The following is a 13010-nucleotide window of genomic DNA, read 5'->3' on the forward strand; positions in this document are numbered from 1 at the left end:
TATTAATGGGAATAACAGCCTAAGATATTTGGAGTTCAGAGAGGGCGCGTTTGATTTTCAAACTTCGCAACAGAACCACTATGGGAATTTCAGAAAATCTATGGAGGGGAATTTATCAATGAATCAAGAACATTTTGATACTATAAAGAATAAAGACGGCTTTATCGCGGCACTTGATCAAAGCGGTGGTAGTACACCAAAAGCTCTGAATGCTTATGGGGTCAGTGAAGACCAGTATTCAAATGACGATGAAATGTTTGATCTTGTTCACAAAATGCGTACACGAATCATCACATCTCCATCTTTTACTCCGGATAAAATTATTGGCGCGATTTTATTTGAACATACGATGAATAATAGGATAGAAGGTCAGTATGCTGGAGATTATTTAAGCGATAAAGGAATTGTTCCGTTTATTAAAATAGATCAAGGACTTGCAGATGAAGAACATGGCGTACAATTAATGAAGCCAATTCCAGGACTTAATAATTTACTTAAACAAGCAAAAGAACAAAATATGTTTGGTACAAAAATGCGTTCAAACATTCTTTCATATAATGAAAAAGGCATCGATGATGCAGTCACCCAGCAGTTTCAAGTTGCTCAAGAAATAATTGATGCTGGCTTAGTTCCTATCGTTGAACCTGAAGTGAATATTCATTCTGAAGATAAAGAACAAATTGAGGAATATTTAAACCAATCCATTAAAAACCATTTAGATGCATTAGCTACTGATGATTATGTGATGTTGAAATTAACTATCCCAACGAAAGCTAATTTATATCAAGAATTAGCCGATCATTCACAAGTTTTACGTGTTGTTGCTTTATCAGGTGGTTATGAAACAGACGAAGCGAACGAAATACCTAGTCAAAATGACAATGTTATAGCAAGTTTTTCACGGGCGCTTACGCAGGACTTATCTGTTAATCAAAGTGATGCAGACTTTGATGCAAAACTAAAAGAAGCAGTGGATTCTATTTATGAAGCTTCTGTTGTAAAAAACTAAATCTTTGCAAAAAAACTTCCAATATTCATATACCAGAACTTACATTCGAGTTATAGTATAGACAGCGAGTAGTATATCATTCTCCTAGATTTTAAGATGGTACTTCCCAATGAGCTACTCATACAATTATAGTCCGATAAAGACGCAAAAAGGCAGGGCTCTCACCTTGCTTTTTTTGTGTTTAAAGCTGAAATAGTTTGTAGATGAATAATTTGCGATGCTGTGACCCCTTGAGCCTGTTAGGCTCAAATTTGTAATCAAAATGAAATCGGGGGATAGAAAACCCGTACAGTGGGATGTCTATCCGCCGACATTCTGAAAAAGCTTATTTTCGGTGTTTTTTTAACAGAGAAGTGTCCGACGAACCAATCCCTAATTAATGAACTAAAACATAATCCATATTTTCGTCAGGCGTGTCGCATCGAAACGAAAGTTAAAAAGTTATAAAAAATAATAAATCACAAATTATTCATTTACATAAACTCTTGACAATAATCGTTTACTAGTGTAAACTCTATTTAGCATTAATGCTTACGCGCGTAAACGAAAGGGGGAGAGAATATGAGTACTATAGCTGTAGACCTTCATATAACCGATGCTGAATGGGAAGTTATGCGTGTAGTCTGGGCGAATGGTCGAGTGACTAGTAAAGAAGTCATTTCTACATTGGGAGAGAAAATGGACTGGAAACAAGCGACAACCAAAACGCTCTTAGGTCGACTCGTGGAAAAAGGCGCACTGAATACAGAACAAGAAGGTAGAAAATATATTTATTCGGCAAATATCGAAGAGAAAGAAGCGGTAAGAAGTTTTACAAACGATATTTTCGATCGTATTTGTCGAAAGAATGTCGGGAATGTAGTAGGGAGTATCATTGAAGATCATGTCTTAAGCTTCGATGATATCCAGCGACTAGAAGAAATATTAGAGATGAAAAAAGCTTTCGCAGTAGAAGAAGTGGATTGTCAGTGTACAGAAGGGCAATGCGAGTGCCATTTACATCATCATGGAGAATAAGGAGCGAGAAAATTGGAGAATAAATCGTTTGCCATAGAAGGTATGACCTGTGCGTCTTGTGCGCAGACAGTAGAAAAAGCGGCAAAAAAAGTACGTGGGGTCACACAGGCTTCCGTGAACCTAGCAACAGAGAAGTTAAGTATAGAGTACGATGAACCAACTTTTTCGGTAGAAAATCTACAAAAAGCGGTGGATAATTCAGGGTATGAACTGATTGCCCAAGAAGGAACGACGCAAACCTTTGCAATTGAAGGGATGACCTGTGCATCCTGTGCACAGACAATTGAAAAAGCTGTCGGAAAGTTGTCGGGCGTAGATAAAGCTTCAGTCAATTTAGCGACAGAAAAAATGCAAGTTTCTTATAACCCGTCAGCAATTTCAGTATCTGATGTGACTGGTGCTGTATCCAATAGTGGTTATGCAGCCGTATTAGAAACAACTGAGACTCAAGATAATTCACGAGCAGAGAAGCGTGAGAAAAAAGAAAAAAGAATGAAGCAACTTTCAAATCGTTTTGGGATATCCATTATATTTACAATCCCTTTACTAATTATATCCATGGGTCCAATGGTCGGTATGCCTCTACCAAATATCGTTGACCCAATGATAAATGCATTTAATTTTTCTCTTTTACAACTTATTCTGACTTTGCCGATAATGGTAGTAAGCTGGGAATATTTCCAGAAGGGATTCAAAACCTTATTTAAAGGTCACCCAAATATGGATTCCCTGATTGCCCTTGGTACCGCGGCCGCTTTTGTATACAGTCTGGCAGCGACGATCGGGGCTGGCTTAGGTTACGGGAACTTTTCAGATTTACTTTACTATGAAGTGACTGGAGTTATCTTAACTCTTCATACGTTAGGGTTATTTTTAGAAGAGCGATCAAAGGGGCAAATGTCCTCAGCGATTGAAAAATTAGTCAACTTGGTTCCTAAAACAGCTCGAGTGATACGTAATGGTGTGGAACAAGAGATTACTGTGGACGAAGTCGCTTTAGGAGATGTTATTCGAGTTCGTCCGGGAGAAAGTATGCCTGTAGATGGTGTTGTTGTCGAGGGACGCACTTCAGTCGATGAATCAATGCTGACAGGAGAAAGTATCCCCGTGGAAAAGGAAAGTGGAGACGAGGTTATTGGGGCTAGTATCAATAAAAATGGTTCCATTGATTACCGCGCGACTCGAGTGGGAAGTGATACAACTCTATCTCAAATCATAAAATTAGTAGAAGATGCTCAAGGGTCTAAAGCACCCATTGCTCGAATGGCCGATATCATTACCAGATATTTCGTACCGATTGTTATAGCATTAGCCGTTTTAGCAGGGATTGCTTGGTTAATTGCAGGTCAATCTGGAATATTTACTTTATCCGTTATCATAACAACCCTTGTCATTGCTTGTCCATGTGCCTTAGGTTTGGCGACTCCAACAAGTATTATGGTTGGAACCGGAAAAGGGGCAGAACATGGTGTCTTGATAAAAAGTGGTGAGGCGTTAGAAACCACTCATAATTTAGACACGATTGTATTTGATAAAACAGGGACACTGACAGAAGGTAAACCTATCGTGACGGATATTTTGGTAACTCCTCTTATTACTAAAGAAAATCTTTTATATTATGCAGCTTCCGGTGAAACAGGTTCTGAACACCCATTAGGCGAAGCCATCGTACAGAAATCAAAAGAAGAGAACATGACATTAGCTAAACCAGATCATTTTGAAGCGATTCCTGGACACGGGATTCGAGTTGAAATTGAGGGCAAAGATATGTACATTGGAAACCGTAAACTGATGCTAGAGCAAAAGATTGATTTATCAAGCATGGAAAAAGAATCCGATCGTTTAGCAGACGAAGGAAAAACACCGATGTATCTCTCTGTTGATGGAAAACTAGCTGGAATTATCGCAGTAGCTGACACACTCAAGGAAAATAGTATGAAGGCTGTTAAAGAACTTAGAAGACGCGGTGTTGAAGTAATCATGATTACTGGAGATAACAAACGTACAGCCAAAGCGATTGCTAAGCAAGTGGGTATAGACAGTGTATTAAGTGAAGTATTACCTGAAGATAAAGCAGAGGAAGTCAAAAAACTACAAGAGGCAGGCAAGAAGGTAGCGATGGTTGGAGACGGCATTAACGATGCACCCGCATTAGCTCAAGCAGATATCGGTATTGCAGTTGGATCAGGTACAGACGTGGCGATTGAATCGGCTGATATTGTCCTTATGCGTAATGATTTAACCGCTGTATTGACTGCGATTGATTTAAGTCATGCAACGCTACGAAACATTAAACAAAACTTGTTCTGGGCTTTTGCTTACAACCTTGTAGGTATTCCAGTTGCGATGGGTCTCTTGCATATTTTTGGCGGACCATTGATGAATCCAATGTTTGCGGCAGTCGCCATGAGTTTCAGCTCCGTATCGGTCTTGCTCAATGCTTTACGGTTAAGACGATTCAAACCAGCAGTTGTTTAGAAAACACGTAGCTTATTTGGGATTTAAACTTCTTCCTATTCTATATAATAGGAGAAGATAAAAAAATAAAAAGGGGAATAGAATAATGAAAAAAGAAGTCTTATTAGATGGCGTAAAATGTGCAGGTTGTGCGAACACGGTACAAGAAAGATTTTCAGCTATTGAAGGGGTTGAATCTGTAGAGGTTGATTTAGCGACTAAAAAAGCAGTACTTGAAAGTCAAACAGAGATTGATACCGAAACGCTCAATGCTGCTTTAGCAGAAACTAACTATTCAGTATTAAGTGCATAAAGTACGAATACCATTTATTCATAGATAGTAGATAGAGATAAAGTATAGAACCCTTTTCATGAGAATTATATGCAGTGTTAGATGAGAAAGTTCTAAAACTTTAAAATTATTCTCTAATATAATAAGGAGGAATTAAAAATGAGTAATAACAGAAAACATTCGTCACATAGTCATCATAATCACGGCGACATGGATCACTCAAAACACGACCATAATGAAATGGAACATAGTCAGATGGATCACAGCAAGATGAATCATAGTGCGATGGATCACAATGAAATGGATCATGGCGCAATGGGAGGGCATGCCCACCACCATCACGGTAGCTTTAAGGAGATTTTCTTGAAGTCACTCCCATTAGGAATTGCAATCTTACTCATTACTCCTATGATGGATATTCAGTTGCCTTTCCAAATTATTTTTCCTTATGCAGACGTTGTAGCAGCTGTATTGGCAACAATTCTATACATTTATGGCGGAAAACCATTCTACATGGGTGCGAAAGATGAGTTTAATTCAAAAGCTCCAGGCATGATGTCCTTGATTACTTTGGGAATAACGGTTTCTTATGCCTATAGTGTTTACGCAGTGGCCGCTCGATATGTGACCGGAGAACATGTCATGGACTTCTTCTTTGAGTTTGCAACGTTAATTTTAATCATGTTATTAGGACACTGGATTGAAATGAAGGCATTGGGTGAAGCAGGGGACGCGCAAAAAGCATTGGCTGAGTTGGTGCCGAAAGATGCTCATGTTGTTTTAGAAGACGATTCGATTGAGACTCGTCCTGTGTCTGAACTTCAGATTGGAGATGTTATCCGTGTTCAAGCAGGAGAAAATGTTCCAGCTGATGGTATCATTATTCGCGGAGAATCACGTGTAAACGAAGCGCTTGTGACTGGGGAATCGAAACCAATTGAAAAAAATCCCGGAGATGAGGTCATCGGTGGATCAACCAATGGTGGCGGAGTCCTCTATGTGGAAATAAAGCAGACGGGCGATAAGTCCTTCATTTCTCAGGTTCAGGCATTAATCAGTCAAGCTCAAGGCCAATCTTCTCGAGCAGAAAATCTTGCACAAAAAGTTGCAGGATGGCTCTTTTATATTGCGGTTATTGTAGCGCTTATTGCCCTTGTCATATGGATGATTATAGCTGATGTACCAACGGCAGTTATTTTTACAGTCACCACATTAGTTATTGCTTGTCCGCATGCCCTGGGTCTGGCTATTCCATTGGTGACTGCTCGTAGTACCAGCTTAGGGGCCAGCCGGGGATTATTAGTGAAAGACCGGGACGCTTTGGAGTTGACTACAAACGCAGATGTTATGGTTTTAGATAAAACTGGAACTTTAACAACTGGTGAGTTTAAAGTATTAGATGTTGAACTCTTTAATGATAAATATACGAAAGATGAAATCGTTGCCTTATTGTCAGGTATCGAAGGTGGATCTAGTCACCCTATCGCTCAGTCAATTATTAGTTACGCAGAACAGCAAGGGATACGTCCAGTAAGTTTTGATTCGATTGATGTTATTTCTGGCGCTGGTGTAGAAGGTCAAGCTAACGGACATCGTTATCAATTAATCAGTCAAAAAGCATATAGACGTAATCTGGATATGGATATTCCAAAAGGAGCAACCCTCAGTGTCTTAGTAGAAAACGACGAAGCAATCGGTGCTGTAGCTTTAGGGGATGAATTAAAACCGACAAGTAAAGACTTAATACAAGCCCTTAAAAAGAACAAGATTCAGCCGATTATGGCAACGGGTGACAATGAAAAAGCGGCTCAAGGAGCTGCAGAAATTTTAGGTATTGATTATCTAGCTAATCAATCTCCTCAAGACAAATATGAATTAGTTGAAAAACTTAAAGCAGAAGGAAAGAAAGTTATCATGGTCGGTGACGGGGTCAACGATGCACCTTCTCTTGCATTAGCAGACGTTGGTATAGCTGTTGGTGCCGGAACTCAAGTAGCATTGGATTCAGCCGATGTCATCTTGACACAGTCAGACCCTGGCGACATTGAATCCTTTATCGAGTTGGCTCAGAAGACCACACGTAAGATGAAAGAAAATCTTGTTTGGGGAGCAGGGTATAACTTTATCGCGATCCCAATAGCTGCAGGAATACTAGCACCAATTGGCATAACATTAACTCCAGCAGTCGGTGCCGTCTTGATGTCACTTTCGACTGTAATTGTTGCCATCAATGCTATGACATTGAAATTAGAGCCGAAATAAAACGAAGCAGGAACGAAAAAAGCACTGGCTGGTTTGACCCCCTTCCAGAATCGGGTCAGACCAGCCAGTATGCTGTATAAGGAAAATCATAGATCGATAAATTTTCGATAAAAACAGGGCTCCCATGCTTTCGATGGAGAGCCCTGTTTTTCTTATGAACCATAACCTTTTTAATCAACGGCTTGGGGCAGAGATTCGATATTTAGTAGTGAAGTACCCCAGGATTAGGAAGACTTCGATTAATCCAAAGGCCAAGAGGAAACTGTGCATAAAGAACTCGGCAGGTAAAGCTAAGATAATAGGATCAGTAGTGGCATTGAAGAGCCAGGCGTCATTGTTAAAGAAAACTTGATGGAACAGCACGAACAGCGTGTCGAAGCTAACCAGGAGAGCCAAAAGAATAGCAAGGGGAATAAGGGTTCCCCGGCGGAAGTAGAGCAGGAGCTGCCAAGATTGTTGTATCCTATTCAGATACCGCACAAATCCAAACGTGCCTACGCCGGAAAACAATAGGATTAGGTAATCTAAGGCAAAGAGTTTTTTTACTTCAACAAAGTGGAATAGCCCACGCGCTGAACTGGGAAAATCCGGCATGTTAAGTTCTGCTATCCAAGGCATATTCAGGTAATTCAGGAGGATGCGGTAATTTGTTGAAATCTGTTCCTTTGGCATTTTAAGCGTTTCCGTTATTTCCAAATAATCGATGTCAAACGAATAGAGCGGCGTAAAGTTGATGGTGACGGCGATGGAAAGGGAAAGGATGAAAAGCGAAATCATGATGAATCCAGTTATGGAGAATATTTTTTGCCTCAAAACAGCAGCCCCCTTACCATTCTCTTTGGTTTAATCGGGCTTTCGTGTCACTCAGCTCTTCCCTTAATTGCTGGATTTCATCTTCCAGACGCTTTTTATCCTCCGCGTCGCCGGTATGGTCATGTCCTTTATGGTTATGACCGCCATGCATACCAGGCATGAGAAACATCATGAGCATGTGTCCAACCACCATCAGTACCACAAATATAATTGTTTCCATCTTCAACACTCCTCTTTTATTTTTATGCCAATGCTACAAACGAAATAGATTATGAATGGCAAACCCTGAAACCAGCAAAAATCAAACCAAATGAGTGAGAACAAAGATTATTTCTCATCTTCTAGATAAGAATAACAAAAAATTATGTGATTCTTATGGAGATGGGGCAACTCCATAAAATCTACATAATTCATTGGTATAGTCAATAAAAGTAAGAAAGGAGGTTCCTGTCTCATATAGTTGTAACGGTATAATGATTGAAATAACAGGCAACATTCGTTAACATTCGTCACCTGGCCTGAAACTAGGAGGACACATGGACAGAAAGCAGCTTGTCAAATTTATAAGTATCCCACTCTTATCGAGTTTGCTCATCCTTCCTATGGATGTAAATGCACGAAGTATTGAAGACCTGACACAAGAGAAAGAGCAGCTTGAGAAGCAACTGCGGGAATTAGATGGAGAAAGCACCAGCCAACAAGTAAAGTTGGATGGTTTAGAAGCAAGGAAGGAGCAGTTGCGAACAGGGACCATCGCACTTCAATAAAAAATTGATGCGCTCACCTTACAAATGGCAGGGCAACAAGTGACCCAGGGGCAAAAACTGGGCATCATGGGAACCACCGGAGATTCCACGGGCGTCCATCTTCACTTTGAAGTATACGAAAACGGAATCCAGGTCGATCCAGCGCCTTATTTGGGCTTATAACTATCGAACGGGATACAGAATGAAAATCAGTAAGGAGTAAGTTATGAAATCAATTGTCGGAACAATCGACCGCGTCGCGTTTTCCTTTGGCCCATTCACCGTCTACTGGTATGGGATTATCATTGGGGCTGCTATGTTGCTTGCTATCACACTTGCCTCTAAGGAAGGAAAGAAAAGAGGCTTGGGCGAAGAGGACATTACAGATATGGCAATGTGGGCTATCCCCCTTGGACTTATCGGAGCAAGAATTTATTACGTTCTTTTTCAATGGGAGTATTATATCAAGAAACCGCTTGAAATCATCGCCATTTGGCAAGGCGGCATTGCCATTTATGGCGGTTTGATTGCAGGGGGGCTGGCCGTGTACTGGTTCACGAAGAAAAAAGGGATCCCTTTTTCATTGATGCTCGATATACTGGCGCCCTATGTTCTGTTGGCGCAGTCCATTGGCCGATGGGGGAACTTTATCAACCAGGAGGCCCATGGGGAAGCGGTGACCCGCACCTTTTTGGAGAACCTTTACCTGCCAAAGTTTATTATTGATCAAATGCAAATTAATGGCACCTACTACCATCCGACATTCCTGTACGAGTCCTTGTGGAGCCTCTTAGGCTTTGCCATCATTATCATGTTGAGGAATCGGAAAAACTTGTTGCGACGAGGCGAAGTGGCCCTCAGCTATGTTATTTGGTATTCGGTGGGGCGCTTCTTTATCGAAGGTATGCGCACCGACAGTTTATGGATGGGTGATTTTTTAAGGGTGTCCCAAGGGTTGTCCCTCCTCTTGTTCGTTGGCGCCATCGCCATTTGGATTTACCGTAGACGGGATTATCCGCCAAAAGCCTACTATCTAAAAGGATGGAAGCTGAAGGAAGAGCACTAAATCACATGGGCCACGTCTAAAATATAGAGAGGAGCGTTTTTATCATGATGGAATATTGGAACAGCTTGACATGGGGCGGAATGTGGTACATGATGTTTATGGGAATATTTTGGATCATCCTAGTGATTATTGTGGTGTATCTTTTCATTAAACTTGTTTCCGATAAGGGGAATCGGACGGTTGAAAAAGAAACGCCTTTGGAGGTCCTACAAAAAGAGTTTGCCAAAGGAAACCTGACAGAAGAGGAATACCTGAAGCGTAAAAAGCACTTGGAGTAAACTGCTGACGAGAAGATAAATAAAAAAAGGAGGAAAAATAATAATAACGAAGTACATAAAAATGGTAAAACCCTTTGATGTCGTTATTATCTTCCCCCTTATTGTTTTGTCTTTTTTACCGACGGCTATCTTTGCAGTCCAACAGACGAATAATGATAATAACAATGTTTACGCGGTTATCTCGATTAATGGCGAAGAGGTGGATCGTTTCCTGCTGACAGGAAATGAGGAACACAGACTCATTACCTACTATCCGGCACCCGGTAAATATAATATTGTCTAGATAGACGGCGAACGGATTCGAAATAAGGAAGACAACAGTCCGTACCAGATTGCGGTGCGAAGAGATTGGATTCAATCTCCTGGGGAGACGAGTCTCAATCTACCTCACCGATTATTAATTGAAATTGTAACTGAAAATCCAGAAGAGTCAGACATAGATGTGCTGGCTCAGTGAAAAAAGCAGAACCTTGCCAAACAAAATGTATCAAACTGCCAACAAATAGGGAAAAAAGAGGCACTCCACCATAATGGGAGTGCCTCTTTTATGCTTTTATGTGGCTTTCTAGCGGAAGACTGACAACAAAAGTCGTCCCTTTTCCGTATGTGCTTTCGACAGAGATGTTCCCATGGTGGGCGTTCACAATTCCTTTAACAATCGATAAACCAATCCCTTGGCCACCCAGTTTCCTGTTCCTAGAGGGTTCAGTCATATAGAACCTTTCAAAAACTTGATTGATTTCATTTGGAGGGATTCCTTGACCGGTATCGGTTATCTTAAAGGAAGCTACGCCACTAATTTGGGAAACCTGAAGATCAATGTGGCCACCGGAAGGGGTAAATTTAATTGCATTGTACAAGAGATTAGTTACCACTTGATGAATCTTATCTCGATCAGCAGAAATTAAAACCACTTCTCCGTTAATGGCACATTCAATGCCCTTCTCAATCAACAAAGCTTGAAAGGTGCCGGCAACTTGTTGCGTAAGTTCTAGCAAATCAAAGGATGACTTCTGCAGCTGGCTTTCATGGCTTTCAATTTCATTGATCCGATCAATTTGTCCAATCAGGCGGGCAATGCGGTTAACTTCCTCGTAACAGTGGTAGAGGCGTTCTTCCGATACTTCCCAGACCCCGTCAATCATGGCCTCAATATTGCCTTTCAAAGTCGTCAATGGTGTCCTGATTTCATGTGCAATGTCAGAGGAAAGGCGGTTACGAATCTCTTGTTGGCGTTGGAGTTGCCCAGACAATTCATCCACGGAATCCAAGAGGCTGTCAATTTCCTGAATCCCTGTTTCCTCAATCGCCAGGTGACTGTAGTGACCCTTCGCAATTTCCGTCGTAAAATTCTGTATTCTGACGATTGGTGAACTCAATTTTTTGGCAATCAATAACGCGAAAAATAAGGAGATAATTAGGGACCTAATCGCTACAAAAATCAAGTTGTTCCTCATATCGGCAAGGAATAACGCATCATGTTCCGTGTAAGCAAAAGGTCCAACGGATTGCACTTCGAGAGAACCGATTGGGTCTGTTTCGCTACCGAGGGGAACGATTGTCTGCACGTAGCCACTCTCTATATCGCCCATTATCTGCTCCATATTTAGGAGGTGGGTTTGAATCCTATTTTTTGACTCTTCTTCCTCTGAAGGAGAGGGGCCCCATACTTGGTTGCCAGCATGGTCATATACTTTTAGGATGATGCCTTTCTGGAGAGCATCGCGTCCAATATTTTGGATTGTTGGAGGGGCATCTGCCCAAGTACCCGTTTTCCGATAGAAGTTTTCTAACTCAGTCTGGTATGCTGTTAACTCTGATTCTTGCCTTTCGCGCACATAGTCTTCGAAGTGGCTTTCCATTAAGTTTAGTGTTATCCAGCTGAAGGTCCCCACTAAGATAAAGGACAGAGAAACAAACGAGAGCAAGAGTTGCCATTTAATGGTTCGCTTCATTTTTGACCACCAAATCGATACCCCGTTCCATATGCGGTTAAGATGAAGTAGGGGTTGCGCGTGTCGTCCTCAATTTTTTGACGAATATTTTTGATGTGGGTATCGATCACCCGATCCGTTCCATCAAAATCGAGTCCTTTCACAGCGTCCAGCAGCTGTTCCCGTGAAAATAGGCGCTTTGGATGTGAGGCCAGAAGGGCTAATAAAGCATACTCGGTCGGGGTCAAAATGATTTCTTCAGCTTGTTTGAATACTTGTTTTCGATCCGGGTAGATAACCAGCAAACCTTCTTCGAAAGACCACTTTTCTTCTCGGTATTCTGGTTGGACACGGCGTAAAACGGTTTCGACCCGAACAACCAGCTCTTTCGGGCTGAATGGTTTTGTGATGTAGTCATCAGCCCCCAGGCTTAACCCTTCCAAGATATCTTTTTCGGCTGTTTTCGCAGTCAACATGATAATCGGTACAGTGGAGGAGTCCCTTATTTTTTTACAGACTTCGAGGCCAGATAAACCAGGCAGCATGAGATCCAACACAATCAAATCAGGTTGGACAACATCAACCTTTGTTAAAGCCTCGTTTCCGCTCAAAGCGCGAAACACTTGATAGCCTTTTGCACTCAAATAGGCTTCCACGATATCCAGAATGCTTGCTTCGTCGTCCACAATTAAAATCTTCACGTAATCTTTCTCCTCCAATTTCGTTGGTATCTTCATTCTACTAAAACTTGACCCATCATGTCCCGTGTGTTTTTAATCTCCCAAACTTCCTTTTCCCCGACCTTAGCGCGTAAATCGATCCGGTCCATGTCGAACTGTTTGCCGTCAATGGCGACCATGTTTCCCATGCCACTAAAGGTCATCACTTTGTCAGGCGTAGTAGAATCTTCTGCTTTTGGGATGTTGTCTAAAGTCTTAAGTTATGAACATGGATTAATAAACGCTACCTAATCATTTTTTACAATATTCATTTCTGGTTCTGTTGCAAAGTTTTAAATCTACTATCAAATAAGGTAGAATAATAGAAAAAGATAGCAGGAGGAATGACGATGAATCATTTTAAAGGAAAGCAATTTTAGCAGGATGTGATTATTGTAGCCGTGGGCTACTATCTTC

13 protein-coding genes and 2 pseudogenes are annotated in these 13010 nt (G+C 41.2%); 11 read left to right on the forward strand and 4 right to left on the reverse strand.

Annotation, left to right across the window (positions count from 1 at the left end; genetic code table 11):
• Positions 1-118 precede the first annotated feature (118 nt).
• The 5 genes from FGQ66_RS13920 to tcrB all read left to right on the forward strand — a co-directional run bounded on the left by FGQ66_RS13920 (position 119) and on the right by tcrB (position 7037).
• Complete coding sequence (locus tag FGQ66_RS13920) at positions 119-1009, forward strand: fructose bisphosphate aldolase (RefSeq protein ID WP_060812744.1); 891 nt, start codon at positions 119-121, stop codon at positions 1007-1009.
• A gap of 561 nt (positions 1010-1570) precedes the next feature.
• On the forward strand, positions 1571-2026 hold the full coding sequence (tcrY, locus tag FGQ66_RS13925) for a copper-responsive transcriptional repressor TcrY (RefSeq protein ID WP_002294574.1): 456 nt from the start codon (positions 1571-1573) through the stop codon (positions 2024-2026).
• Between the two features lie 12 nt (positions 2027-2038).
• Positions 2039-4504: a heavy metal translocating P-type ATPase gene (locus FGQ66_RS13930; protein ID WP_002294572.1), complete on the forward strand. Its 2466-nt coding sequence runs from the start codon at positions 2039-2041 to the stop codon at positions 4502-4504.
• 85 nt (positions 4505-4589) lie between these two features.
• The gene (tcrZ, locus tag FGQ66_RS13935; RefSeq protein ID WP_002294571.1) at positions 4590-4796 is read left to right on the forward strand and encodes a copper chaperone TcrZ; all 207 of its coding nucleotides are present in this window, start codon (positions 4590-4592) and stop codon (positions 4794-4796) included.
• A gap of 138 nt (positions 4797-4934) precedes the next feature.
• On the forward strand, positions 4935-7037 hold the full coding sequence (gene tcrB / locus FGQ66_RS13940; protein ID WP_061343356.1) for a copper-translocating P-type ATPase TcrB: 2103 nt from the start codon (positions 4935-4937) through the stop codon (positions 7035-7037).
• Between the two features lie 174 nt (positions 7038-7211).
• Here the strand turns inward: tcrB and FGQ66_RS13945 are convergent, their stop codons facing one another.
• Both FGQ66_RS13945 and FGQ66_RS13950 read right to left on the reverse strand, forming a co-directional pair.
• Positions 7212-7814, reverse strand: a complete 603-nt coding sequence (locus FGQ66_RS13945; RefSeq protein ID WP_025479482.1) for a TIGR01906 family membrane protein — start codon at positions 7812-7814, stop codon at positions 7212-7214.
• Between the two features lie 49 nt (positions 7815-7863).
• A complete protein-coding gene (locus tag FGQ66_RS13950) occupies positions 7864-8070 on the reverse strand; it encodes a hypothetical protein (RefSeq protein WP_002328836.1) in 207 nt (68 codons plus the stop codon).
• Between the two features lie 316 nt (positions 8071-8386).
• On the opposite strand from FGQ66_RS13950, the gene FGQ66_RS15500 reads away from it, so the two are divergent.
• The 5 genes and pseudogenes from FGQ66_RS15500 to FGQ66_RS15510 all read left to right on the forward strand — a co-directional run bounded on the left by FGQ66_RS15500 (position 8387) and on the right by FGQ66_RS15510 (position 10397).
• Positions 8387-8617 carry a hypothetical protein gene (locus FGQ66_RS15500; protein ID WP_002328835.1) on the forward strand — a complete coding sequence of 77 codons (231 nt, stop codon included), beginning with the start codon at positions 8387-8389 and terminating at the stop codon, positions 8615-8617.
• 27 nt (positions 8618-8644) lie between these two features.
• Positions 8645-8779, forward strand: a pseudogene (locus tag FGQ66_RS15505) (M23 family metallopeptidase); the annotation flags it as partial.
• Positions 8780-8822: 43 nt separating this feature from the next.
• Positions 8823-9662, forward strand: a complete 840-nt coding sequence (gene lgt / locus FGQ66_RS13960) for a prolipoprotein diacylglyceryl transferase (RefSeq protein WP_002328834.1) — start codon at positions 8823-8825, stop codon at positions 9660-9662.
• 44 nt (positions 9663-9706) lie between these two features.
• On the forward strand, positions 9707-9940 hold the full coding sequence (locus tag FGQ66_RS13965; RefSeq protein ID WP_053109495.1) for an SHOCT domain-containing protein: 234 nt from the start codon (positions 9707-9709) through the stop codon (positions 9938-9940).
• A 61-nt stretch (positions 9941-10001) separates the two neighbouring features.
• Positions 10002-10397: pseudogene (locus FGQ66_RS15510) on the forward strand (NusG domain II-containing protein).
• A gap of 88 nt (positions 10398-10485) precedes the next feature.
• On the opposite strand, the gene FGQ66_RS13980 reads toward FGQ66_RS15510, so the two are convergent.
• Complete coding sequence (locus tag FGQ66_RS13980; RefSeq protein WP_002328831.1) at positions 10486-11895, reverse strand: sensor histidine kinase; 1410 nt, start codon at positions 11893-11895, stop codon at positions 10486-10488.
• Complete coding sequence (locus FGQ66_RS13985; RefSeq protein WP_002328830.1) at positions 11892-12575, reverse strand: response regulator transcription factor; 684 nt, start codon at positions 12573-12575, stop codon at positions 11892-11894. Before FGQ66_RS13985 ends, FGQ66_RS13980 begins: the two co-directional genes overlap by 4 nt.
• Positions 12576-12722: 147 nt before the next feature.
• Between FGQ66_RS13985 and FGQ66_RS15600 the strand changes: the two genes are divergently transcribed.
• The gene (locus FGQ66_RS15600) at positions 12723-12845 is read left to right on the forward strand and encodes a hypothetical protein (RefSeq protein ID WP_258082286.1); all 123 of its coding nucleotides are present in this window, start codon (positions 12723-12725) and stop codon (positions 12843-12845) included.
• The last annotated feature ends 165 nt before the right edge of the window (positions 12846-13010 follow it).

The organism is Enterococcus sp. BSD2780061688st2 D3, from assembly GCF_005844145.1.
Lineage (GTDB): Bacteria > Bacillota > Bacilli > Lactobacillales > Enterococcaceae > Enterococcus_B > Enterococcus_B durans.